At 36.9% G+C, this 24,075-nt stretch carries 23 protein-coding genes and 3 pseudogenes; 15 read left to right on the plus strand and 11 right to left on the minus strand.

Features of this window, described 5'->3' with window-relative positions; translation table 11 throughout:
- Positions 1 to 24 precede the first annotated feature (24 nt).
- From DW006_RS07400 to DW006_RS07430, 7 genes are all read right to left on the minus strand, one after another.
- The gene (locus DW006_RS07400; protein WP_117505914.1) at positions 25 to 1,362 is read right to left on the minus strand and encodes a virulence-associated E family protein; all 1,338 of its coding nucleotides are present in this window, start codon (positions 1,360 to 1,362) and stop codon (positions 25 to 27) included.
- Entirely contained in the window at positions 1,331 to 1,975 is a 645-nt protein-coding gene (locus tag DW006_RS07405) for a CHC2 zinc finger domain-containing protein (RefSeq protein ID WP_117505913.1), read from the minus strand. Before DW006_RS07405 ends, DW006_RS07400 begins: the two co-directional genes overlap by 32 nt.
- A 64-nt stretch (positions 1,976 to 2,039) precedes the next feature.
- A complete protein-coding gene (mobQ, locus tag DW006_RS07410; RefSeq protein ID WP_117505912.1) occupies positions 2,040 to 3,614 on the minus strand; it encodes a MobQ family relaxase in 1,575 nt (524 codons plus the stop codon).
- A 190-nt stretch (positions 3,615 to 3,804) separates the two neighbouring features.
- Positions 3,805 to 4,167, minus strand: a complete 363-nt coding sequence (locus tag DW006_RS07415) for a VOC family protein (RefSeq protein WP_006777628.1) — start codon at positions 4,165 to 4,167, stop codon at positions 3,805 to 3,807.
- Positions 4,168 to 4,467: 300 nt separating this feature from the next.
- Positions 4,468 to 4,764 (minus strand): DUF3847 domain-containing protein, encoded by a 297-nt coding sequence (locus tag DW006_RS07420; protein WP_117505911.1) that lies wholly within the window; start codon positions 4,762 to 4,764, stop codon positions 4,468 to 4,470.
- Complete coding sequence (locus tag DW006_RS07425; protein ID WP_006873175.1) at positions 4,757 to 5,098, minus strand: DeoR family transcriptional regulator; 342 nt, start codon at positions 5,096 to 5,098, stop codon at positions 4,757 to 4,759. Before DW006_RS07425 ends, DW006_RS07420 begins: the two co-directional genes overlap by 8 nt.
- The gene (locus DW006_RS07430; protein ID WP_003020302.1) at positions 5,095 to 5,283 is read right to left on the minus strand and encodes a hypothetical protein; all 189 of its coding nucleotides are present in this window, start codon (positions 5,281 to 5,283) and stop codon (positions 5,095 to 5,097) included. Before DW006_RS07430 ends, DW006_RS07425 begins: the two co-directional genes overlap by 4 nt.
- Positions 5,284 to 5,766: 483 nt before the next feature.
- Here DW006_RS07430 and DW006_RS07440 point away from each other — a divergent pair, with 483 nt between their 5' ends.
- Positions 5,767 to 6,573, plus strand: coding sequence for a helix-turn-helix domain-containing protein (locus DW006_RS07440; protein ID WP_117505910.1), 807 nt, complete (start codon positions 5,767 to 5,769; stop codon positions 6,571 to 6,573).
- A gap of 93 nt (positions 6,574 to 6,666) precedes the next feature.
- Here the strand turns inward: DW006_RS07440 and DW006_RS07445 are convergent, their stop codons facing one another.
- Genes DW006_RS07445 through DW006_RS07460 form a run of 4 tightly spaced genes read right to left on the minus strand, consistent with a single transcriptional unit; the run spans position 6,667 to position 8,194 of the window.
- Complete coding sequence (locus DW006_RS07445) at positions 6,667 to 6,972, minus strand: hypothetical protein (RefSeq protein ID WP_021425049.1); 306 nt, start codon at positions 6,970 to 6,972, stop codon at positions 6,667 to 6,669.
- 53 nt (positions 6,973 to 7,025) lie between these two features.
- The gene (locus tag DW006_RS07450) at positions 7,026 to 7,439 is read right to left on the minus strand and encodes a DUF3795 domain-containing protein (protein ID WP_117505909.1); all 414 of its coding nucleotides are present in this window, start codon (positions 7,437 to 7,439) and stop codon (positions 7,026 to 7,028) included.
- Between the two features lie 55 nt (positions 7,440 to 7,494).
- Positions 7,495 to 7,872 (minus strand): TnpV protein, encoded by a 378-nt coding sequence (locus tag DW006_RS07455; protein ID WP_009274452.1) that lies wholly within the window; start codon positions 7,870 to 7,872, stop codon positions 7,495 to 7,497.
- Complete coding sequence (locus tag DW006_RS07460; protein WP_306751100.1) at positions 7,832 to 8,194, minus strand: helix-turn-helix domain-containing protein; 363 nt, start codon at positions 8,192 to 8,194, stop codon at positions 7,832 to 7,834. Before DW006_RS07460 ends, DW006_RS07455 begins: the two co-directional genes overlap by 41 nt.
- A gap of 75 nt (positions 8,195 to 8,269) precedes the next feature.
- Here DW006_RS07460 and DW006_RS07465 point away from each other — a divergent pair, with 75 nt between their 5' ends.
- From DW006_RS07465 to DW006_RS07525, 14 genes and pseudogenes are all read left to right on the plus strand, one after another.
- A complete protein-coding gene (locus tag DW006_RS07465) occupies positions 8,270 to 11,761 on the plus strand; it encodes an InlB B-repeat-containing protein (protein WP_117999716.1) in 3,492 nt (1,163 codons plus the stop codon).
- Positions 11,762 to 11,982: 221 nt separating this feature from the next.
- A complete protein-coding gene (locus DW006_RS07470) occupies positions 11,983 to 12,555 on the plus strand; it encodes a hypothetical protein (protein ID WP_117999717.1) in 573 nt (190 codons plus the stop codon).
- 342 nt (positions 12,556 to 12,897) lie between these two features.
- Positions 12,898 to 13,149 (plus strand): hypothetical protein, encoded by a 252-nt coding sequence (locus DW006_RS07475; RefSeq protein WP_117999718.1) that lies wholly within the window; start codon positions 12,898 to 12,900, stop codon positions 13,147 to 13,149.
- 16 nt (positions 13,150 to 13,165) lie between these two features.
- Positions 13,166 to 13,766, plus strand: a pseudogene (locus tag DW006_RS07480) (C-terminal helicase domain-containing protein); the annotation flags it as partial.
- A gap of 58 nt (positions 13,767 to 13,824) precedes the next feature.
- Positions 13,825 to 14,922: an HNH endonuclease domain-containing protein gene (locus tag DW006_RS07485; RefSeq protein ID WP_117999719.1), complete on the plus strand. Its 1,098-nt coding sequence runs from the start codon at positions 13,825 to 13,827 to the stop codon at positions 14,920 to 14,922.
- A gap of 102 nt (positions 14,923 to 15,024) precedes the next feature.
- Positions 15,025 to 15,624, plus strand: coding sequence for a bifunctional phosphoserine phosphatase/homoserine phosphotransferase ThrH (gene thrH / locus DW006_RS07490; RefSeq protein ID WP_117999720.1), 600 nt, complete (start codon positions 15,025 to 15,027; stop codon positions 15,622 to 15,624).
- Between the two features lie 431 nt (positions 15,625 to 16,055).
- Positions 16,056 to 16,376: a hypothetical protein gene (locus DW006_RS07495; protein WP_147337641.1), complete on the plus strand. Its 321-nt coding sequence runs from the start codon at positions 16,056 to 16,058 to the stop codon at positions 16,374 to 16,376.
- A gap of 54 nt (positions 16,377 to 16,430) precedes the next feature.
- Positions 16,431 to 17,807 carry a hypothetical protein gene (locus tag DW006_RS07500; protein ID WP_117999722.1) on the plus strand — a complete coding sequence of 459 codons (1,377 nt, stop codon included), beginning with the start codon at positions 16,431 to 16,433 and terminating at the stop codon, positions 17,805 to 17,807.
- Positions 17,808 to 18,019: 212 nt separating this feature from the next.
- Positions 18,020 to 18,310: pseudogene (locus tag DW006_RS12440) on the plus strand (phospholipase D-like domain-containing protein); the annotation flags it as partial.
- Positions 18,311 to 18,331: 21 nt separating this feature from the next.
- Positions 18,332 to 20,757: pseudogene (locus DW006_RS12445) on the plus strand (DUF3427 domain-containing protein).
- 22 nt (positions 20,758 to 20,779) lie between these two features.
- Positions 20,780 to 21,190: a (deoxy)nucleoside triphosphate pyrophosphohydrolase gene (locus tag DW006_RS07510; protein WP_117999723.1), complete on the plus strand. Its 411-nt coding sequence runs from the start codon at positions 20,780 to 20,782 to the stop codon at positions 21,188 to 21,190.
- A 177-nt stretch (positions 21,191 to 21,367) separates the two neighbouring features.
- Positions 21,368 to 21,700: a nucleotide pyrophosphohydrolase gene (locus tag DW006_RS07515; RefSeq protein ID WP_117999724.1), complete on the plus strand. Its 333-nt coding sequence runs from the start codon at positions 21,368 to 21,370 to the stop codon at positions 21,698 to 21,700.
- 15 nt (positions 21,701 to 21,715) lie between these two features.
- A complete protein-coding gene (locus DW006_RS07520; protein ID WP_117999725.1) occupies positions 21,716 to 23,515 on the plus strand; it encodes a DUF2075 domain-containing protein in 1,800 nt (599 codons plus the stop codon).
- Positions 23,516 to 23,532: 17 nt separating this feature from the next.
- The gene (locus DW006_RS07525) at positions 23,533 to 24,003 is read left to right on the plus strand and encodes a hypothetical protein (RefSeq protein WP_117999726.1); all 471 of its coding nucleotides are present in this window, start codon (positions 23,533 to 23,535) and stop codon (positions 24,001 to 24,003) included.
- Positions 24,004 to 24,075: the final 72 nt, after the last annotated feature.

Consider the following 24,075-nt stretch of genomic DNA (forward strand, 5'->3'; position numbering starts at 1 on the left):
AGGGGGTGCAACGGGCTGTCATTTTCAGAATGGAAGCTCCATCTGTTCTGTGACCTCCACAAAACCGTCCATTGTTTTTTCAGACGGATTGCCGGAGTCCGTTGCCGGGTTTTCACGCTCCCAGCCCTTTTGCCTGCCATATTCGGAAAACATTCTTGGGTTTTGGAAGTACCGCCAGCCGGAAATGCACTGGTTCATAATCTCGTTGATTTCCCGGATTTCCCATTGCTTCGGCTCGTCAAAAGCATGGTTCAAGGCTTCCTTATAGAGCTGCTTGGAACAGACCATGCTCCCGGTGTACTTATCAAGATACGCCTGTATCATTCCGGCTTTGGTGTCCTCCGGCATAAAATCCCGCTGGTATTCTTTGAGATACCGCTGCATGGCGGGGCTGAAAGCCAGCTTGAACCTGCCGCTTCGGTAAATCTCCATCGCTTCCGCCCACATCTGCTCGATATAGGCTCTGGAAGCAGCTTCGTCCTCCAAAACGTGAACCTCGGCTTGCTCCGGGTACACCATGACGGGGATAAAGCGGCGGTTGCCGGAACGGTCAAGAGGCAGGAAGTCAAGGGCATTGGAAGTGCCGCCAAACACGCACTGACGGGGGCGGTCTGCCGGGTGGGTTTCATAGGGTATCTTGTAAACCTCTTTCTGTCGGCTTAAAAACGACTTGATTTCCTCAATGCTCTTGGCGTTGGCGGTTGCCATCATTTCCGACATTTCGATAATCCAGTGACCTTGCAGCTTGCGGTACACATTGTCATCGTCCAACTTCCGCAAATCATCGGAGAACCACTCGTCCCGGACTGCCAGCAGACGGAAGAAGGTGGACTTGCCAGCCCCCTGACCGCCTACCAGACAGAGCATGATTTCAAATTTGCACCCCGGCTGAAAGGCTCGTGAGATTGCGCCCAGCAGGAACAGCTTCAACGCTTCATAGGTGTAATCGTCTGCGTCAGCCCCCAGAAAGTGCCGCAGGCAGAAACGGATTCGCTCTGTCCCGTCCCACACAAGGGTATTGAGATAGTCCCGGATGGGATGGTACTTGTTTTCATTCGCCACAATCCCGATGGCGTTATCAATCTTCTTCTCATTGGTAAGCCCGTAGGTTTCTTCCAGATAGAGAAGCAGATACTTCATGTCCGTATCGTTCAGGGCGGTGCTTTCCCTGTGGAAGCCGATGGGCTTTATGATGTCCTTGCGGTCGGTCAGGATGTTGTATGCGATAGCCCCGGAAAGCAGCGGGTCACGCTGGAATACGGTCAGGCAGTTCCGTATGCTCTGACGGACACCGCCTTTCTCGGTAGTTTCCAGCCCCGCCTTGATTTCCTCAATGCTCTGGGGCGGCTGCATGGCGTTCATGGTGTTTTTTAGTTCTTGCTGCGTTTGCGGCGGCAAGCTCTGCCATTCGCTTTTCAAGCTGTATCACATCCTTCCCGTAGTCCGTAATCAAAGCTGCTTTTTCCTCTGTCTCCCCAAAGAGCAGCACATCCAGCAGATATTCCACTTGGTCTTGCTTCTGTAAGGCTTCCACAAACCGTGGATGAAAGGCTTCCTCCGGGGAGTGCGGGGCATAATCCTTTCTCCATGCTCGAAGCAAGTGAAGATAATCGGCAAGAATACGGAAGCAGCGGTTCTTTGCTTCCTGAAACTGTTCCTCCGGGGATTTCTGCCGGGGCTTTGGCTTTTTTTCCTTTCCCGGCGGTTTCCAGTCCTCATAGGAAAGCCCGAAGTCCTGTGCCAGCTGTACGGCGGCTTCTTTCTTTCTCAGCCCATACAGGGCGGCGGCAAAATCAATCACATCCCCATCCGCACCGCAGCCGAAGCAGTGGTAACGCCGATCCAGCTTCATGCTTGGGGTTTTATCGTTATGGAACGGGCAGCAAGCCATCCCGTTCCGACCTACATGGATTCCATAATGCTCCGCAGCCTGTCTTGTTGTGACGGACTGCTTCACAGCTTCAAATACATTCAAATCTATCCCTCCTTGAAAAAAGAAAAGCACCTGACATTCTCTGATTGAAAATGGCAAGTGCCTGTTAAAGTTCCATATCCTGTTGTCTGTGTTTCGTCTGTTCCTGGGCAGTTCTTTGTGCTTTTTTCTCGTCTGCCTTATCCTGCAAGACTTCCTTGATGGGCTGCTTCTTGGGCGGCTCTTTGCTTTCCTCTGTGCCGGGGGTGGCTTTCTGTACCCAGTAGCGGATATCCCGCAGCTTCTTCAAATCCTCCTGCACCTCTGTCAGCGGTACTTTCAGCTCTGCGATTTCGCTGAGAAGTTTTTCCTGCTCCTGTTGCAGTTCCTTTTGGGTGCTGTCCTTATCGTCCGGGTGCTTGGCAAGGTAGGCGGCGGCTTTCGCATATCGGGCAACCTCCGGGTGTTCCTGTTTGAATTTTTCCTTTGTTTTCTTAAAAAATATTTTCTGGTACTTCTCATAGACAGCCTTACATTCTTTGCAGTCTGTCCGGCTGGCAAGAATCCCGTCAATCACTTTGCTTCGGGCTTCCTTTGGCTTCATCTGATTGCGGTAATCGGCAGCTGATTTCCCGGAAGATTCCAGAAACGCTTCTAAGTCCTCCACAGAGGAAAGCCCCTTTTGCCGGAGATAGGACAGGGCTTCGCTGACTGCCTTTAAGTCCTGTGAAGTCCCCCGGTTCTGTCCAGCCCTTGTCCAGTCCTTCCGTTCTTCCTTTCGTATCTCCATATACTTCATCAGCAGATTGGGAAGAAGTGTCGCTTCCTCCGCCGCTTTTTGTGCAAGCAGCTCTTTCCGTTTTTCGCCCAGCTCGGTAATCCAGCCTTTGAGGTTTTGGATGAGCTGACGGATAGACTTCATCAGGCGGTTGGCGGCTCTGATTTCCCGGTTCAGGTTGCCGATGTTCGTCTGGATACCCCGCTTTTCCATCTGCCGGACAGCAGCTCCCTCATGGACAGTAGGGATAATATCAAGCCCCTGTCTGGCATAAGAACGCAAGTCCACTCGCTCCGGGCGGTCATTGGCTTCCAGATAGCGGTTCTGGATGACTTCCCACTCATGCCGCCAGATTTCACAATACTTCTGGTCGTTCCAGTCCACCGTATCCTCCTTGTGGCTTTTCCACCTGCCGGACGGGAGCCGGATTCGTTCCCCGTTACCGTCAAGGTCGTAGACTTTCCGGCTCTTGGGAAGCCACCTGCCGGATTCGTCCAACGCCCGCATGGTAAGCAGGATATGGGCGTGTGGGTTGCCCGTCCCCTTGTCGTGAATGGCAAAATCAGCAATCATGCCTTTGGAGACGAACTGCTCCCGGCAATAGTCCCGTATTAGCCCGGCATACTGTTCCGGTGGAAGCTCCCTCGGAATGGCTATGATGAGCCGCCTTGCAAGCTGGGAGTTCCATTGTTTTTCCACGGCCTCGGCAGCATTCCATAGGGTATTGCGGTCTGCATACTCCGGCGGGGCATTTGCCGGGAGCAGGATTTCATTGTGGACGATCCCACGCTTTTCCGGGTAGTGCTTCACTTGCTGGTCGTATTCACAGAACAGCTTTTCGCCGCTTTGGTAAGCAGCGGCGGCAACCGCAGACTGCCGCTGGCTGCGCTGCACAATCGTGATTTCATTGTGTGGACAGGGCATTTCGTGTCCCTCCTTTCTATGCTTGGTGGATGGGGTGGCGTTTTACCACCTCATTTTGGGCAGAAAAAAAGCAGGAGACCTTTTTCAGATTTCCTGCTCGGTGTGCCGCTGTGTGGGCGGCGGGTATTTAGTTATAAAAGTTCGGGGCAAGTTGACCCGATGTGAAGTTGACAAACTGAAATTTATGGTGTTACATCGGTGTTCCTACTTCAATCAAATTACCGTCCAAATCATAAAAACGAATTACTTTTTGTCCCCAACTATGTGTCATAAGTTTATTAACATATTGAATTGAGGGATAAGACCGTTCCAGCTTTTCAACGAATGCTTCTATATCTTGTTCTTCAAAATATAATTCACAAGAATTACTTTTAGGGATAATATCCTTTCCTAAAAACTTTTTCCAAATTTTTTCGTCTTGAAGCACAAGTCCTTCCGTTAAAATCATGTTACCGTCATTGTCAAGTACCAAATCAAGACCGAACAGGTCATTGTAAAATTGTTTTGATTTCTCAATATCTTTAACAACAATTAAAATGTTCTTTAATTTCATTGTCTAACACCTCTAAATAAATTCATATTTGTTGTCATCTTCATTATACTTCACTGCCTATCAAAAAGATAGCATATTTTATGAAACTTGTCGGCTGGGAACAACTTGCAACGCAAGGTGTCCCCAGATGGCAAGTCCACAAAAGGGTAGCTGGCGGCAGCCAGCGCAGGGGAAGCGTAGCGTCCCCTGTTTGATTTGGAGCAGACCATGACTGCGGAAAATCACAGCCCTCCGGCGAGGAGCCTTCGGAGAACGCAATGCACCAACCTCTGGGTGGTGTATAATTGCGCCCTTAGTAAACTAAGGGGTTTCCGGCTTCTCCCGTTCCAGCAGTTTTTTCAATAGTTCCTGCGTGTCCTGCCTGTGAAAAATGAGTTTCAACAACAGCATGACATCATCATTTGTCAGGCGTTCCGGCTCTTGCAGAAAACTTTCCAGCATACCGCCACGAGTACAGAGCCGGTGCGTCCGTTCCTTTCGGGTAAGCTGCTTCAACTGATGCTGCAATGCCTTTTCATCATTGATAGCTTTCCGCAGTTTCTTTTCGCTTTTCTCCAGCTCCCGGTTGAGCTTTTCAAGTTTTGAGCTATCAGGCAAGGGCAGCGTCCTCCTTTCCCGGTATCAGCACATAAATCCTGTTCGGCTCTCCAACGCCCTGACGCACCCGCATGATAAGTCCTGCGTTTTCCAGTTCATTCAAAGAACGCTTGACCGTCATAGGACTGCGGGACAGGACTGCGGCAATGGCTGTGACAGGGAAGCAGACAAACAGGATTCCGTTCTCGTCCTCCTGCCCTTTGGATAGCATAGCGTCCAGCATCCGGCAGTACATGACCTTTGCGGTGCTGCTGACTGGAAATCCTGTCAACGCTCTGGGAAATGGCATACAGGGCGGCAGTGGTGTGTCTATCGTCATAAATTCAAAATTCATTCGGTGTGTTCCTCCTTTTTCTTTGCTCGTTTGGATAAATAACGGGGGCAGTCAATCACAACCGCCCGGAAGCTCTGCTTGCACCCATGCTGGCATTTCCGGCATAATTCGTTGTAAGTGACACGCCCCCGGTCATTGAGGTAAAAGGAAAGCTCCTGTTTCCTCTTTTTGCTCATTCTCGGCATATTGCGCTTCCTCCCGTTTTTGTGTATGGTTTCGGGGCGATTTTCGGAAAAATTACAGCCATAGAGCCGCCTAAAATCTCCCGAAGTATCAGCGATAGGGTAGACTATCCCCCTATCAGATTGTCGTGTTTCGGTATCATTTCGGTGTCAGTTCGCCAGTTCTCCCCGGTGTCGTTCCTCCCCTGAATCTCACAGCGGCGTATCGCTCCCTTTGGTACGCTCGTTTCGGTCAGGGTTCCTCCATATCCCTGCCAAAAGTCATGGCGCTACATCGCCGGGGAAGCATATCCCACACAGGCTGGTCATTCGATTGGAATAATCCATCGATGAACTACCTGTATCATAGAACATTTTTGTGCCCTGTGCCGTATGTCCACAAAGTAGGAATTAAGGGTAAAAATCAGAAATTTCCACGATTGCGGAAAGTGTGATATAATCCAGTTAAGCGGCAGCAATGAAACCGCCGGAAAGGAGCGTGCGCCCATGAAAGGAGCAACAAGCATACAGGAACGCCTTTGGGAACTCCGCAAGGACAAAGGCTTAAATCTGGAAGAATTATCAGAACTGACGGGTATTTCCAAATCAGCTCTTGGAAATTATGAAAAAGAAGATTATAAGGAAATCAATCATGGCAACCTTATCACGCTGGCAGACTTCTATGGGGTTTCCGTTGATTATCTACTGTGCCGGACAGAGAACCGGGAGCAGATCAACATACCATTAACGGAGCTGCATTTGAATGATGAGATGGTGGCACTTTTGAAAAGTGGTCGGATTAACAACCGTCTGCTCTGTGAGCTTGCCACACATAAAGATTTTATCAAGTTTCTTGCAGACATTGAGATTTATGTGGACGGGATTGCCACCATGCAGATTCAAAATCTCAATGCACTTGTCGATACCGTCCGGCATGAAATCATTGAACGGTATCGCCCCGGCGAAGATGACCCGCATTTGAAAGTGCTGCAAGCCGCCCATATCAGCGATGATGAGTATTTTAGTCACATGGTTCTGGATGACCTCAACCTCATTATCCGGGATATTCGGGAAGCCCACAAAAAGGACAGTGAGAGTGCACCCCAGACCACCGTTGCCGATGAACTGAAAGAAAATCTGGAAGCGGTCGAAAATTTCAAGGGCAGCCGGGATGAAAAGCTGGTTGTCCTTTACTGCAAGCAACTTGGTATCAACTATAAAAATCTGTCAGATGAAGAATTTCGCTGGCTCATTCGGATTCTCAAAAAATCAAAGAAAATGGGAACGCCTATCAGCCAAAGGAAAAAACGGTAAAGAAAAACCGCTGTTGCATGGTTTGTTAGCTTCCATGTAGCAGCGGTTTTTACTGTGGTTATTCAGTTGAAAATCAGAACGATAAACTGGGATTTACGAAAATCTTTTTTGAATCTTATACAGCCATATACTACAAATAACAGCTATAAATAATATAAATATAACTGCAATAGAAATAGCATAATCTTTCGGTAATATAACTGCAATCACTCCAGAGAACAAAAGACAAATTCCTATCAATAAAACAGGCTTTCCTAATGCTTTTGCATATCCTTTTCTGTCGTTTGTGGTTTCAAATACTTTGCCATGAACAGAAGAATAATTTCCTTTTAATAGAGAAAAACTAACAAATATGAGAAGAGCAGAACAGAACCACATCATTATACTAAAGCCTATCATAATATATCCCTCCATCAATTCTAATTTTCTTAGTTCTATAAACTGAAATTTTGTTATTTCATTTTTTCTTGACACTCGCTACATTCTTTATCGTGAATAGAAATAATGCCACCGCATTTAGGACAAGTATATTTTATTTTCTGCTGTTCCATGAAATGTTCCAAGCCATGTCCTTGAACAAAACGGCTATTTTCTATAAGACTTGCTTGATACCGTTTATTATAGCTTTTTTCAAGATTTTTAATCAACTTACATGGATATTCAGCACATTCAAAACAATAGGATAACGATTTTCCTTTGATGCAATCCTTTATTTTGCATTTACGACAATGTTCTGGTTTCCCTTTATCACTATTCAAGCACCCAGAACAAGTTTTTTTATTGTAACAGTGCTTATAACAAACCTTACAATTCATTCCGCATGGGGCAAACATGCTTATATCAATTTTTTCTTTTGACATTTTCATAGTTGTTTACTCCTTTCAACAAATTCTTATTTGTCATAATCATTCTACCATACCGTTATGAATAAATCATCTCTTGCAAAATAATTTCTTCTGCCCGGTTGTGAATGTTATTGCAACGCCGCACCCATTCCATTTGTTGGGTTCGTTTCAATTCCTCGGTCACGCCCTCGGCATCTTTCATCTGCTCCATGATGGTGTCTAACCGTTCCTGTGCCTGTTCGTTCAGGTCTGCAAGGTATGTCCATAACTCCCCTGTCAAGGTCAAGGTGTTCAATTTGGCTGGGTGGACTTCTCTTAAATACTCCCGGTGCATCCGTCCGTACTTTCCGATAGGGCGGTGTTCCTCCGGCAGCTTCAAATCTGGGATATAGTAATCTCCGACAAGGATATAATCAATTCCGTTTTCCGTTATTCTTGGTTTCAATTCGCTCATGCTCCTTACCTCCTGTGGAAGCAGGCTCGTCTGATACTAACTCAATCACATCGGTAATCTCACAATTCAGCGTTTCGCAGATACGGGCTAATGTATCCATGCTGATGTGCTTTCCCTCTTTGCTCATGTTGGCAATCATATTCGTTGTCATACCAGCAGCAAGCCTTAAATCTTCTTTTCTCATATCACGCTCTAACAGTGTATGCCAGAGTGGTTTATAGCTGATGTGCATATTGCTTTCCCGCCTTCCTATCCATACCACCGGGGCGGCTGCCCCGGCAGGAACTTTTCTCTTATTATAGCACCAATCTTGTGAAATCACAATTTATTCTTGTGGACTGCCGCTGATACCGTCTGGATTGTGCTTTTCCTTTCTTTTTGTTCCCTTTAATTAGCCATGAACTGGCTAATGGGTGGCGGTGGTGGCTTTGAAAATATGTATGATACATTGTTTTGTGCCAGTGAAGTTCCACCGATTAGGTTACTTTTAAGTGTAAACTTTGGACTATTTCAGGCATTAGACGCGAGAGCAGATTTATCTTTGGGACTTACAGGATTTGGAGTGAAAATTTCAGATTTAAAGGTTTCAAATACAAACATAGTATTAATGGATTATGCAAATATTCAAGTTGACTGGATACCTTATTACAAAATGCTAGTGCAGTGTAGCATAGAGTATTTGGGAATAATAGAAGGAAAAGGCTATATAGTGGTAGATACAAGTACAGGTGCAGAAGAAGCTTTTGAAGCTTATGCTAAGGCTGGCATTAAAATTCCTGATGCTATTCCACTAATAGGAGGAATTGAGGTAGGAAATGCAGCACTTGGTCTTAATACAACACGTATATGGGGAGCACTTAAAGTGTTAGGATTTTCAACAGGAATATGTTATGTATATGGTGGAGATTTATCCTTTGGTTCTCAGGCTAATGTTGAACCAACATATCCTCAATATTTAGAGGAAGCGGGAACAAAAGATATAAATGGAAGAACATGGTATCCTGTAGGTTATGATGAGAATAAGAAAGATACTCTTTATATGAGTCTTGGCTCAAACATAAGAGAATTATCTTCATCAGACAGTGGAAATCTCTTAGCAGATGACAGCGGAAATGCCAATTCAAACCTTCATTCTGACATTACAAAAAAATATCATGATTTCACATTAGGAAGTTATGAAGACGGTGGTGCACAGGTGTTGAGTGTATCATTTAGCAGCGAGAGTTTAGAACAGGCAGAAGAAGCTAAAGAGGTATTTTCAATTAAGGATTCCAATGATAAAGAGATTGCTTTGAAATATTATGATAATTCAAAAAGCGATGTTGAAAACGAAGATGCAAATGCAAATTTCTCTTATGACAAGGATAAAAAGCAGGGAACAATTGTAGTTTCATTTACCGACAGAAATCTTTATAACAAAATGTATAAGGTAAATACTAAAGAAGCATCAGAGCTTATATTATATGCAGTTGATCCACTTCCTGAAGTGAACGATATAAGCATGGAGAAAACAGAGTATTCCAACACTGATAATAAAGTGACAATTAACTGGGACGGAAATGCTAATATGTCTGAATTAGAAAAAATGGATATCTACGTTACAAATAATACAGATATTGAAAAGGATGGAGGAACATTAGTTGCTTCACTTACCAAAGGAGAAATTGCAAAGAAAACAGCAACAATTAATTTATCTGAAACACTTACTGCAGGTAAGTATTACATAAGAGCGGTATATAGTAAGGAGGATGTTACTACAGGAATTGTAAATACAAAGGGTACATTTGAATATAAAAATCAGACACAACCGGAAAAAATTACTAATATTACTGCAATGAATGCTGGTGATCTACAATTAAAAGCATCTGTTGATTCAAAAGACGATAAATGTGCAGGAGCATTGTTTAAAGTATATGAAGTAAACGAAAAGGGTGAAAAAACTGAATTGTCAGATTACAGTGTTTCAGCAACTAAAAATCAGAATAACGAAATTTATGCAATTTTAGGTGGAAGTAGTGACAGTAGTACTGAAGATACAAAAGGAAAAAATGTTGTTAAGAAAAATGGTTTAAAAGCAAATGGTAAATATATAATTTCTGCTACACCATTCAATAAAGTAGTTGACGAAAATAATAATGTAACAGGATTAATTTATGGTGAAGAAACATTTTCTAATGACATTACTTTAAATGAACCTAACAAAGCAACTTTAACTCTTAGTGCTAACCAAAAGAAATACCAGGTTGGAAGAGTAGAAAATGTTAAAGATGAAAATGGAAATGTAACAGAAAAAACAGTAATGTATGATACATATGATTCGTCAAACATTAATTTTGTTGCTTTATCAGATATGGACGTAACTGGAACATGGACACTTGATGGGGATGAAACAAAAACAGGAACATTTACAAAAACAAAATCAATACCAGTTGAATTAACCAATATATCAGATGGTGACCATACAATTAATATATATGGTAAGAACGAGAATGGAGATGGATTTAATGAATCTTTTGTATTTAATGTGGATACAACTGCTCCAACTTTACTTCTTAAATCACCAACTAATGGCTCAGGTTTTGATGAAAATGGAACATTAAATGTTAGCGGAATCACAGAGGAAGATGCATATATTACCGTAAATATTAACAATGAGCCGGTAATAAGACAGAAAACATTAAAAGACTTAAATGCAAAAATAAATGAAGAAGGTGATTTCTCATTTGATGTAAATATTGGCAGTGGTTATTACAAGAAGAATGTTGAAATAATTGTAAGTGACGAAATCGGAAATTCTACAAAGGCACAATGTGAAGTTTACAATAATGGAATGGGAAATGTAAAAGACATTGATGTGGCATTAAGTGCAGATACAACTGATAACACAGATAAAGAGTGGGTTTCCTATTCAAATAAAAATCTTTTCCTTAATGAAAAGGGAGATACGTCTGTGGAAGTTCAGTTGAAGGCTATAACAAATAATGACAACTATATTATTTTAAATGATATGGACAATGTTCAGTGGAATGTGGAAAGCGTTTTAGGAAGTTCAGAAATCACAGGGAATAAGTTGACTATAAAAAACGGCAGTCATGGTTTTGTTGAAGGAAGACTTGTTCTGTTAAATGGAGCAGCATTGTCAGCATCATTTACATATGGTGCGGAAATACAGGGACAAACCGAGAAAAATGGATATAAAATTGTTTATAATGCTAATGGTGGAAAGGGAGCTATGACAGATCCTAACAGTCCTTATGAAAAATATGATTCTGTATTAGTTCCAAAGTGTGGATTTACATATTCGGGAAAAACTTTTGTATCCTGGAATACCAAAAAGGACGGAACAGGAACAACCTATATGCCGGGAGATAAATTTTATATTAGTTCTAATATTACATTATATGCAATATGGAAAAATTCATCTTCAGGAGGAAATGTAACTCCTACAGATAAACAACAGGTAAAAATAGGAAGTACTCATACAATAGGAAAGAATAAGTATAGAGTAACTTCAACTAACACAGTTACATACATTGGAAGCACAAATAAAAATACAACAAAGCTTGTTATTCCTGATAGCATAAAATTGAAAGGAAAAACATATAAGGTTACAGCAATTGGAGCAAATGTATGTAAGAATTGTAAGAAGTTAACAAGTGTTTTAATAGGAAAAAATGTTTCAGTTATAGCAGCGAAAGCTTTTTACAAGAAAAAGAAATTAAAAAATATTAAGTTTAAATCTACTAAAGTACCGAAGATAGGCAAAAATGCATTTAAGAGAATTAGTAAAAAAGCAGTATTTAAAGTACCAAAGAAAGTCAGAAAAAAATACAAAAAGAAACTTAATAAAAAGATTGGCTTTGTTAAAAAGACAATGAAGGTTAAGTAACTGAAGAAATAAATACCATATTGTTAAAAATGTTAAGTGTCTCTAAAAGTTGTGAACTCTTAGAGACACTTAATGCTATAATAGATTTGTGATAAATTAATACCAGTTTAATTATGAGGAATAATAAAATTATAAAAAAGAATAATAGGTAAAAAAATAAGCGAAAAATAATAAGTAAAATTCAATAAACAAAATATAAAAAAATATATTGGAGATTTAATATGAGCAAGATAAATAAATTTTTGAAAAAATATCGAAATAATAAAAAAATTAAGTATTTTACAATAGGTATTTTATTTATAATAATTGTTGTACTTTTTACTGTAGTTGAAAATGGAACAGGAGACAGAAAAAGAGCAAAAAAATTGGAAAAGGCAGCAGAAAATGAAATTGTAAGTATAAAAAAGAAAATCCCTAAAATGGACCGAAATACTTTTATAACTGTAGATAATAAGGTCGTAGTTGGCTTTATTAGTTTACCAAATAAGCAAATTAAATATCCTGTAATAAATACTTTTAATGACAATACAAATACTTATTCTTTGTGCAGAAGTGGAGATAAAATGCCATGGGACCTTGAGGGCATGACAATCTATGGAATAGATTCATTTACGAGAGTTTTGGAGGATATTGAGTCTGGGGAAAAATTAGAGTTCGAAGATGTAACAGGGAAAAAATATCAGTACAAATATGAAAAGAACATTAAGAAAAAGGTAGTAGATTATGGAATAAAAATCTGCAGTGTTGATAAAGAAGGAGAAGTAAACAAAGAATATTGGTTTGTAAAAAAATAATTCTTTAGGTTAATTAGTGCAACGTAGCAAGTAGAGGGGATAATAGATTTCAAATATAGCATTTGCTATGATATAAATTATAGCAAATGTTATATAAGGAGATAATATTATGCATAAATTAATAGAATGGCTCCGGAAGTAGCAATAGAGTATTTGAAGGAAATTTATAAACAAAAGCATTATAAAAATGCTTAAATAACGTTGAATATAGGATGAGGATAAAATGATAGATCTTAATGAAATTAAGAAATGTACTAACGATAGATTTTTCAAAGAGGAAGAGATTTATATAATATTGGAAAAGTTTTAAGTATTGACATTGAAAAGGATGAAGAAAGTGGTTTGATAAACGTAAAAGGGGATGTAAGAGGAAGTGGTAGGAATATTTACCAGGCAACTGTAGGAATAGATGACGAATTTATCGTGTTTTCAGAATGTGAGTGTCCGGCATCTCTTGTTTATAACTGGAAAAATGAATTTGAAAAATTTGCACCTAATCTGATAGTGAAAATTGCGTCAGGAAATGTAGAAGAGAGACATAAGATTATTAAGGAATCTGGTAAAAAGAATGAAAATGATGCTAGAGAAAACTGACGATGCGGAATTTAACACAAGTAAAATCCAGATACTTTCAGAATTAACAAAGCTTCGCCAGTTGTGCTGTGACCCGTCAATTTTATTTGACAAATATAAAGGGGAATCGGCCAAAGTCTGATATGTGTATTGATTTGATAAAAAACGCAGTGGAAAACGGACATAAAATTTTGCTTTTTTCACAGTTCACATCAATGCTTGAAAATCTCCAAAAAAGATTGGCGAAAGAAAAAATAAGCTTTTACACATTAACAGGAGCTACTAAAAAGGAGAAGAGAGCGCAAATGGTTGAGCAGTTTAATCAGGATGATGTGTCTGTATTTTGCATTTCTCTTAAGGCAGGAGGAACAGGTCTAAACCTAACTTCTGCAGATATTGTAATTCATTATGATCCATGGTGGAATGTTGCTGTACAAAATCAGGCAACGGACAGAGCACACCGTATTGGACAAAAGAATGTTGTGAATGTTTATAAATTAATAACAAAAGGAACAATAGAAGAAAAAATTGTAAATTTACAGGAAAGAAAGCAGCAATTGGCAGATAAAGTTCTTGGTGGAGAAGGCATAGGAAATGCAAGTTTTAATAAGGAAGAACTGTTGGAACTTTTGGGATAAAGTAAAAATAGAAATTTTCATTGCCATTTGTGCCTAAACAACAAGAAAGGAATGGAATATGAAATTACCGGATAGTGAATATTTAGATATAGGGCATTTAAGCCGTATACTTGACCGAAAGAGAGTAACAAATTGTTATAAATATTTTTGGACGCTTGCGATTTTAGATGCAGTTTCTTTTGAGAAGACAGCATTTACATATAATGACCTGTTAAATGGAATGATAAAGCGTGCGTGGTATATGGTTACAGAATTTAATTTAACCCTTGGACCATGTAATGTGACAGACAATTTGGAAGAAGTAGTAAAATATATTTCTTCAACATACAATATTCCACCTACCGCAAAGGAAAAAGATATTTTAAAATTTTTGGAAAATAATGACGATAAGACAATAATAAAACATAAACGAGATTTGATTCGTAACGTTCCCTATCGTTTACAAAGTCCTTTTTATTCTAATATTAAAGATTTAGGCGAAAAGAAAATTAATGAGATAAATCAACAGAAGCATTTATTGTATTATTTTAAGGAATTTAATAAATTAAAAACGGTTATTGAAATAAGTGATGAATGGGTAGAGTATTTGGTTAGAAATAAGGAAATTCTCACAGACTGGGTTTATTTTAATCTTATAAATTATCTTCAGGCTAGGAATCCAAATGTTCCGGGAATATCGGATAAACTTAAAAGACCGGAAAAACGTGATTTAGCGAAAGTTACTGAATATTGGAAGACAATTATAACGCTAAACCCAACTATTAAAGATATATATGGAAACATAAATATGCAAAACGAAAAAATGTCCATTGATCATTTTGTACCATGGCAGTATGTGGCACATGATGAATTGTGGAATTTAAGTCCAACTACACCAAGTATAAACAGTAAAAAAGGAAACAAACTGCCAAATTGGGATGACTATTATAAGGAACTGGCAGAGCTTGAATATAAGGCTTATACAATTTGTCATACATACGATACTGCCAGAAAGCAATTTGAAAAATGTGCAGAACGTCACATTAATAGTCAGGAAGTAAGAAGCAGTTTATATGCAGATGGATTAGATTTGGAACAATTTAGTGAAAGATTATGTAATATATTAAAGCCAGTGTATGATTCAGCAAAGCTTTGTGGATTTGATGAGTGGAGTTAGAGATTACATTTGGCATTTTAGACAAAATAATGAAATCATGGTACAATGTCAGCGGTACAGCGTGCCTTAAACTTTTTTATAAACAGATAGGAGAAATGAGAAATGAACATTGTATGTTTAGATTTAGAGGGAGTATTAGTACCTGAAATTTGGATTGCATTTGCAGAGGAAACAGGAATAAGTGAACTTAAGAGAACAACAAGAGATGAGCCTGATTACGATAAGCTTATGAATTATAGAATAAATATTTTAAAAGAACATGGATTAGGTCTTAAGGAAATTCAGGAAACAATCGCAAAGATTGATCCAATGCCAGGAGCAAAGAAGTTCTTAGATGAATTAAGAGAAATGACTCAGGTAATTATTATCAGTGATACATTTACACAGTTTGCAGGACCTTTAATGAAGAAGTTAGGTTATCCTACAATTTTCTGTAACTCATTAGAAGTTGCTGATGATGGCGAAATTACAGGATTTAAGATGAGAATAGAAAATTCAAAACTTACAACAGTTAAGGCATTACAGTCAATCGGCTATGATACAATTGCCAGCGGTGACAGCCACAATGACCTTGGCATGATTAAGGCAAGCAAGGCAGGATTTTTATTCAGAAGTACAGAAGAAATTAAGAAAGAATATCCTGAACTTCCGGCATTTGAAACATACGATGAATTGATGGATGCAATAAAGAAAGCGTTATAATGAAATAGCAGAATATTTTTTAAGTGAATAGATACATAAAAGCTGTGGGTTAAGTGGTACATATAAAGTATTGACAACGATGTTTGGAAATGCCTATATGTTCTAAAACTCACAGCTTTTGTTAAATAAAAATTTATTATATAGAAAATACACGTGCTATACTATGAAATGAATCATAGTGTGGTGCTATGTTAAAATCTAGTATATAATAAAATAAGATTTTACCAGTTAAGTAGTCGATGGAGATATGATACCTTATACAACAAAACGGAGGAAAAATGACAAAAGAAGAATTATTTGATCTTAGTATTAATCAAATTGAATTGGAATTATCAGAGCAGAGAAATTTGTACAGCGAAGACTAAATTGAAGAATTAGAGGAACGCTTAAAAGTACTTAAGAGTAATAGTGAGAAAATGGTGAATGAATATGTGATAAGTCAGAGACCAGAAAAGTTTCGTTGCCCTAAATGGGATGGAGAAAACATATCAACAAATATAAAATATGGATATTGTGGTTATGTATTTAGGGAGAAAGATTATTATAATGATGAAGTAAGTACAGAAAAAGACGAATGCGGAGAAAATTCAAATATGGTTTTATACGTTATTTCATTTCTTCTCCCATTGGTAGGTATTATTTTAGGGGTAATATACATAGGAAAAGACGAGAATGACTTAGGAAAATTATTAATATTGTTTTCAATTATTATAGCAATTATTGGATATGTTTTAGCATTAGCATTAATATAAATTTGAAAGAGGAAATAAGATTATCAGTGGATACTGCAACAGAAAGGGGGAGTTATGAGATATAGAATATATATATACGATACAATTGCTGTGAGTAACGAAACTATGGTTGTAGAATACATAAACATGGCTATAAGTCGTGATTCTGAAAAAGAGTGGAATGACAATGGTGCAGATAGATATTTGAAGGAATTTGATGTACGAAACATTAAAGCACAGATTCAAAATATGTTGGGAGATAAATGTCAAATTATAATTAAATATCCACCGAAGAAATATAAGCAAATGCCATATCTTTATATTTCAACTGCATTTTCAGTGGTTCAGGAAGTACTTCCTGCGTTGGAATACATAGCTGCCAAAAATAAATTGGCTTTGTATGACGTGGAAAGAGATAAAACATATTATAAAAATTTGGTTGACGATGCTTTTATTACTCAAAAGCTGCGAGAAAAGACTTTAAAAGAGACAATATTAAAAAATACAAGAGCACTATGGCGTTATAACAAAATTTTTTCGGCAAATGAGGAAAATCAAAGTGCATTTGTTATTACAGTATACAGAATAAAAGGTGTGATCTTTGCAGAACGTACAAAGTGGTTTTATGAATGCCTATTGTCAGCGTTGACTGAAGATGAAACGCTGGAATGTGAAGACAGAACATTTAAAGTTTGCGGAACGGATTATACAATATCATTTCTTTTTGAGGGATACAAAGAACATGCAAATATGATAGGGTTTGTAGAAAATGGAAAGGAAAGTGTTGCACTTCTTTGTAGAATGAGCACATACAATGCTATTAAATGGATAGAACAGTGTAGAAAAATTGAAAAAGAAGACATAATAAATAGAATGTGTTTTACAGAAATGGTGTATAAGTATAAAAATCCAGGGGACCGTCTGGCTAAAAGTGTGAACATAACAAAGTGGCAGAGAAGAGAAATATTTGACATTAGATATAGTGGATTTGGGTACTATGAATCAGAAATAGTATTTAATGTAGTTCCTGAATGTGTAATGGCATCGCATATATCATCCTTGAAAATTGAGGAAGAAACAGCTAGTTTTATTCTTCCATTCGTTAAGGATGTTTATCCCTACATTTATGATAGGTATAATCTTACTGAAAATCATTTACCCTTTGCAATGTGGATAAAATTTATCAGACGATTAGAAAAAGCTAAAGAAATGATTGTAAATGACACATTTAATCCGGATTTGCTACCATATATTGAAAAGTTCAATTTATATGTACTAGAAGACGAAAACACAGATTTTGATACAATAAAAAATAATCCGGTTCAATTTTTATATGAACACAGATATCAGGTTTCGCATCTTTATGATGTTTTAATTGAGTGGTCAGATACTCAACTAAATTATTATTGGGGATGTGACGGAGATGGCATGATTAATATTCAGGGACCATAAGAAAAAGGAGAAGATAAATGAATCAGGAAAGAATACAAGACATAACGCAGGGCTTAAAAACAGCGTATATTAATGGCTCTCTTGCTTCAAATATTGAATATAAACCAGGTTTTGTATCAAACAATCCGGAGGAAGGAAAGAAAGTTATTTCTTCTATTGAAGAAGAGTTGCTAAGGTGTGAGAAATTTCAAATCAGTGTTGCGTTTATAACCATGGGTGGAATTACACCACTTTTGCAAACATTAAAGGAACTTGAAAAAAAGGGAATTCCGGGAGAAATTTTAACAACTAATTATTTGGACTTTAGTGAACCGAGAGCACTTGCAAAATTAAATGAACTTGAGAATATTACATTAAAAATGTATGACGTTGAAAGTGCAAACAATGGTTTTCACACTAAAGGATATATTTTTAAAAAGGAAGAAGTATATAGAATCATTCTGGGTAGTTCGAATATGACAAGGACTGCACTTACAAGTAATATAGAATGGAATACAAAAATAATATCCACTGAACATGGAGAAGTGGCAGAGGATATTGTAGAAGAATTTCAGAAACTTTGGAATTCTGAGTATGCATTGGACTTTGATTATTTTTATGAGATTTATAAGGCACGTTATGAAATTATTAAACACCAGCGTGAAGTTGCAAAAAAAGATAGAATCCCATCTTTTGAAAAATATACTTTAAAACCAAATTCTATGCAGGAAGAGTTTATTGTAAATCTTAGGAAAATTATGGAAAAAGGTGAAGAAAGGGCATTATTAATTTCTGCTACAGGTACCGGTAAAACATATGCTTCTGCATTTGCCATGCGTGAATTGGGATTTAAGAAAGTTCTGTTTTTAGTACATCGTGAACAAATACTAAAGCAGGCAAAAAGTCATATGAGAATGTTTTTAGCAGTAACATTTCTACAGGTATTCTTTCGGGAAATCATAAGGATATGAATGCTGACTATATTTTTTCAACAGTTCAAACATTAAGTAGAGACAATATTCTTTCCGAATTTTCAAACAACAGATTTGATTGTATAATCATCGACGAAACCCACAAAGCAGGAGCGGAAAGCTATCATAAAATCATAAATCACTTTAAGCCTAAGCTTCTTTTAGGAATGACAGCATCTCCTGAGCGAACAGACGGATTCGACATTTATAAATTGTTTGATCACAATATTGCAAGTGAAATAAGGCTTCAGGATGCTTTAAAGGATGATTTACTTTGTCCCTTTCATTACTTTGGAATATCAGATTTGACTATTGAGGGCAGAGAAATCGATGAAAAAACAGAATTCAGATATCTTGCCACAGAAGAAAGAGTTAATCATGTAATTGAAAAGGTTGAATACTTTGGACATGATGGAGATAGAGTGAAGGGATTGGTATTCTGTAGCAGAAATGATGAAGCAAAGGCTTTATCAGATGCTTTCAATAAGCGTGGATATAATACAATTGCATTATCAGGTTCAAATAGTCAAAGTGAAAGAGAAGCAGCTGTGGAAAGACTGGAGATGGAATGTAATGTTGATGAAAAAGGACGACCGGTTTCAGAGCAGGCACTTGATTACATTTTTACAGTAGACATTTTTAATGAAGGTGTAGATATTCCACAGGTAAATCAGGTTATTATGCTTCGTCCTACGCAGTCTGCAATTGTTTTTGTACAACAGCTTGGTCGTGGACTTAGAAAGGCAGATGGCAAGGAATATGTGGTAGTACTTGATTTTATTGGAAACTATAACAACAACTTTTTGATTCCAATAGCCTTGTCAGGTGACAGAACATACAACAAGGATAATGTGCGAAAATACGTAAGAGAAGGGGCAAGGGTAATTCCCGGCAGTTCCACCATTCATTTTGATGAGATTACAAAAAAGAAAATCTTTGAATCCATTGATAAAATGACAACAACAAAGCGTATGCTTACAGAAAAATACAATCAGGTGAAATATAAGCTTGGACGTATTCCGACTATTTTGGACTTTTATAAGCTTGGTGAGATTGATCCTATGCTGTTTATAAAATATGCAAAAACATATGACAGTTTTTTAAGAATTGTAGACAAAGACTACAATATTACATTTACAGATAAGGAAGAGCAAATATTAGCTTTTGTTTCAGCATTAATAATTGATGGAAAAAGACCCCATGAACTTTTAATGCTAAAGATGATGTTGGAAGGAACGAATATAGAAGAAAATACATTCGCAGAGCAGTTAAGTAATATTGGTGAAAAATTTAAAAAGACAGATTATGATTCAGCAATAAGAATAATAAATCTTGATTTTGTAACAGGTAGTGATGCAACAAAGTTTTCAGATATAGAATTAGTATCATCGCTAGAGTTAAAATCAGGAATGTTAAAACGTTCATTAGCATTTGTGGAAAAACTTAGAAATGTAAGATTTAGGGAAGAGCTGGAAAATCTTGTTAAGTATGGAATGATGCGTTACAAAGATATGTATTCAAACCATGATGAAAATAATCTTGTTCTTTATGGAAAGTATTCAAGGAAAGATGTATGTCGTCTTATGAACTGGGACAGGGATGAAAGTTCTACAATGTATGGCTACAGAATAAAACATGGTACATGTCCTATTTTTGTTACATATGAAAAGAAAGACGATATATCAGAAAGCACAAAGTATGAGGACCAGTTTATAAATCAGCAAACATTTAGCTGGATGACAAGAAACGGTGTTGCAATTGACAGCCGTGAAAGTCAGGAAATTATTAATAGTGAAGAGTCAGGTCTTAAAATTGTTTTGTTTATAAAGAAAAGCGACGGCGAAGGAACTGATTTTTATTATATGGGTGAAGTGAATCCGGTTGATTGGAGACAGACAACAATAAAGAATAATAGGGGCAGGAAACTTCCAATAATGAACTTTTTGTTTAAGTTAAAGAACAGCGTAAGGGAAGATATATATGAGTACTTTACAAAGTAGTGAAGATAAGGAGATACAGTAGATGAAGACAGTCAGAGTTGTTGCAGCGGTAATAAAATCTACAAACGAAAACAAAGAACCAATTATATTTGCAACACAGCGTGGATATGGTGATTTTAAAGGTGGCTGGGAATTTCCCGGTGGAAAAATAGAAGAAGGAGAAACATCGGAGCAGGCATTAAAACGTGAAATAATGGAAGAACTTGATACAGAAATATCCGTAGGAGAACTGATTGATACTATTGAATATGATTATCCACAGTTTCACCTGTCAATGGATTGCTTTTGGTGTGAAATTGTAAGTGGCAATCTTGTATTAAAGGAACATGAGGCTGCAAGATGGCTGACAAAGAAACAGTTGAATGACGTTAAGTGGCTGCCGGCCGATGTTACGTTAATTGAAAAGATTGGAAAAGAAATAAATTTAATTTAGTCATTTGGATATGAAATGACTAAATTAAATTAAAAATGACGTAATTAAATGAGAGACATATAGTTATGTAGAAATTGTTAATTCATGAAATTGCTAACAAATTTAGTTAAAGATGGAGAAATGCTATGAAGCAATGTAAATAGGCTATGCAGTTTGATATTAATAAGGAGTGGATAAATGACAAGTGAGACAATTAATCAAATTTTAAAATTTAGAGATGATAGAGATTGGAAGCAATTTCATAATCCAAAAGATTTGGCAATATCAATTTCGCTGGAGGCAGCAGAATTACTTGAAGTTTTTCAGTGGAGTGGTTCGGATACATCAAATGAAAATAAGCAGGAAAAAATAAAAGAAGAACTGGCGGATGTGCTTAATTATTGTGTGCTTATGGCAGATGCATGTGGATTGGATATTGACGAAATAGTCCAGAAAAAAATAAAAATTAATGAAAAGAAATACCCGGTAAGTAAGTCAAAAGGAAAAAGTGATAAATACGATAAGTTATAAGTGGGAGAGAAAAATATGCCTATTATAAATGAGATTAAACATTTTGATTTTAATGAGAGCGGACTTTCACAATTGAAAGTGCACGATAAAGGAGTTAATTGGCCGGTGGTTTACCTTATACATGATGAGGACAATCTTTACATTGGTGAAACTACAAGTGCCGCAGTAAGAATGAGTCAACATCTAAAAAATGACGAAAAGAAAAATTTAAAAGGTATAGAAATTATCTTTGATGGCAGATATAACAAATCTGTTATTTTAGATTATGAACAAAGGCTTATAAAATACTGTTCTGTAGATGGTAGATTTAAAAAAATTATTAATAAGAATAAAGGTCAGCAAGCTATTCACGATTATTATCAAAGAGAACAATATCGTAGTCAATTCAGAATTCTATGGAAGGAATTGCTTAACAAGAATCTTGCCAAAAACTCTTTAGATATTATTGAAAACGAAAATATTTTTAAGTTTTCTCCATACAATGCGTTAACAGGGGAACAAAATGAAGTAAGCATATCTATAATAAATGATATTGTGGATACATTTGAGAATGATAATAAATGTGTTAGCTTAATCAATGGATGCGCAGGAACAGGAAAGACAGTTCTGGCTATTAGTATTATTAATTCAATAGTAAATGCAATAAACATAGACGACAGTTTATTGGACAGTAAAGTGGAGAATTTCGAAGATGACATAGATGAAAATAAAAGAAGTGCGTTGCTAAGATTAAAAAAACATATTTCAGTAAATAGAGGTGGGAAACCGTTTAAAGTAGGTTTTGTTTTTCCAATGCCGGGAATACGTGCCACTGTTAAAAAGGTATTTAGAGATTGTGGAAATGGATTGGTTGGACAAATGGTTATTGGACCTACTGATGTTGTAAAAGACCAATATGATATTTTGTTTGTTGATGAATCCCATCGTTTGTCTAAAAGAAAAAATCTAACCGGATATAAGTCTTTTGATGACACATGTAGAAAACTGGGATTGGAGCCTAATAGTGCAAATCAATTGGATTGGATAATAAATTCAGCAAAGCATGTTGTTTTATTTTATGATCAAACTCAAACTGTTAAATCATCAGACTTATCCCATGGTGAGTATAAGGAAACTTTGGAAAAATATAAGTACAAAATTCATCAACACAAACTAAAAACACAAATGCGCTGTGAAGGAGGAGATACATATCTTCAATACATAAAAGATGTGATGTCCTGTTTGCGTAAAAAACGTGAAAAAATAGAAAATTATGATTTCTTTATTTTTGATAATGTAAATACCCTTGTTGAGTCTATTCGTAAGAAGGATGATGAGATGGGATTGTGTAAAACTGTTGCAGGTTTTTCCTGGGAATGGAAAACTAAACCTAACAATAAGCCTAAAGATGATATGGAATATTACAATACATTAGTTCAAAATGGAGAATATGACATATTAATTGATGGAAATCATTATATTTGGAATTTGACAAATGATTCATGGGTAACCAGACAGGACTCTCACAATACTATTGGATGCATTCATACCACTCAGGGATATGATATGAACTATGTTGGTGTTATATTTGGAAAAGAGATTGATTATGATTTTGATACGAAATCAATTGTAGTGAATTTGGATGAGTATAAAGATTCAAAAGTAAAAGCAGGTACAGATGAGAATACTCTGAAAAAATTGATTATGAATACATATACAACTATATTAGCAAGAGGAATAAAAGGGTGTTATGTGTATGCATGCAATCCTAATATGCAAAAATATTTAAAGGAATATATTTTTCCGGCTAATGACATTACAATGAATAATAAATAATTTTGAAAGAGGAAGACATGAAATATAGTATAAAAACAAAAATGACAAAGGAAGAGTGCATAGAATATACAAAAGACATTTTGCCTAAATCAGGATGGCTGAAAAAATCCAAGTATCTTGGTTATGTTAATAATAAAGGATTCAAAATAACAGTGAACCCAAGTACAAACCGCTATTACAAACAAAATTCTTTTAAATCGGTAAATGTTGGAAAATTTGAAGAACATGATAGTGGTGTGATTATTCGAGTAAAACAAAGACAGTCCATAGCAGTGAGCATATTTTCAACAATTATATGCATATTTGCGCTATTTATCATTGGAATTATGAGTTTGGAAATTGTATATGGAGAAGATTATTCGCTTATTCCATGTCTACTTATTCCTATAGTAATATTGATAGTTGTAATTATAAGTTGTGTTTATGGGTTTAAGAATTGTGCTACAAAAGATATGGAAGAAATAAAGAAAATGTATTCTAAATTATAAATGTGACATAAAATTAGTCACATTTACAAAAATAAAGGCAAAAAAACATAAAATAAAAATTTCAAACAATAC

Source organism: Eubacterium sp. AF36-5BH, from assembly GCF_003460505.1.
Lineage (GTDB): Bacteria > Bacillota > Clostridia > Lachnospirales > Lachnospiraceae > Eubacterium_G.

Bases quoted from the DNA above. Each gene is read 5' to 3' on its own strand.
- DW006_RS07470 (WP_117999717.1), top strand. From the start codon at position 11,983: ATGAGCAAGATAAATAAATTTTTGAAAAAATATCGAAATAATAAAAAA.
- DW006_RS07525 (WP_117999726.1), top strand. From the start codon at position 23,533: ATGAAATATAGTATAAAAACAAAAATGACAAAGGAAGAGTGCATAGAA.
- DW006_RS07485 (WP_117999719.1), top strand. From the start codon at position 13,825: ATGAAATTACCGGATAGTGAATATTTAGATATAGGGCATTTAAGCCGT.
- DW006_RS07415 (WP_006777628.1), bottom strand. From the start codon at position 4,167: ATGAAATTAAAGAACATTTTAATTGTTGTTAAAGATATTGAGAAATCA.
- DW006_RS07425 (WP_006873175.1), bottom strand. From the start codon at position 5,098: ATGAATTTTGAATTTATGACGATAGACACACCACTGCCGCCCTGTATG.
- mobQ (WP_117505912.1), bottom strand. From the start codon at position 3,614: ATGCCCTGTCCACACAATGAAATCACGATTGTGCAGCGCAGCCAGCGG.
- DW006_RS07515 (WP_117999724.1), top strand. From the start codon at position 21,368: ATGACAAGTGAGACAATTAATCAAATTTTAAAATTTAGAGATGATAGA.
- DW006_RS07430 (WP_003020302.1), bottom strand. From the start codon at position 5,283: ATGCCGAGAATGAGCAAAAAGAGGAAACAGGAGCTTTCCTTTTACCTC.
- DW006_RS07500 (WP_117999722.1), top strand. From the start codon at position 16,431: ATGAGATATAGAATATATATATACGATACAATTGCTGTGAGTAACGAA.
- thrH (WP_117999720.1), top strand. From the start codon at position 15,025: ATGAACATTGTATGTTTAGATTTAGAGGGAGTATTAGTACCTGAAATT.
- DW006_RS07440 (WP_117505910.1), top strand. From the start codon at position 5,767: ATGAAAGGAGCAACAAGCATACAGGAACGCCTTTGGGAACTCCGCAAG.
- DW006_RS07465 (WP_117999716.1), top strand. From the start codon at position 8,270: ATGAACTGGCTAATGGGTGGCGGTGGTGGCTTTGAAAATATGTATGAT.
- DW006_RS07455 (WP_009274452.1), bottom strand. From the start codon at position 7,872: ATGAGCGAATTGAAACCAAGAATAACGGAAAACGGAATTGATTATATC.
- DW006_RS07445 (WP_021425049.1), bottom strand. From the start codon at position 6,972: ATGATAGGCTTTAGTATAATGATGTGGTTCTGTTCTGCTCTTCTCATA.
- DW006_RS07450 (WP_117505909.1), bottom strand. From the start codon at position 7,439: ATGAAAATGTCAAAAGAAAAAATTGATATAAGCATGTTTGCCCCATGC.
- DW006_RS07400 (WP_117505914.1), bottom strand. From the start codon at position 1,362: ATGAACGCCATGCAGCCGCCCCAGAGCATTGAGGAAATCAAGGCGGGG.
- DW006_RS07510 (WP_117999723.1), top strand. From the start codon at position 20,780: ATGAAGACAGTCAGAGTTGTTGCAGCGGTAATAAAATCTACAAACGAA.
- DW006_RS07520 (WP_117999725.1), top strand. From the start codon at position 21,716: ATGCCTATTATAAATGAGATTAAACATTTTGATTTTAATGAGAGCGGA.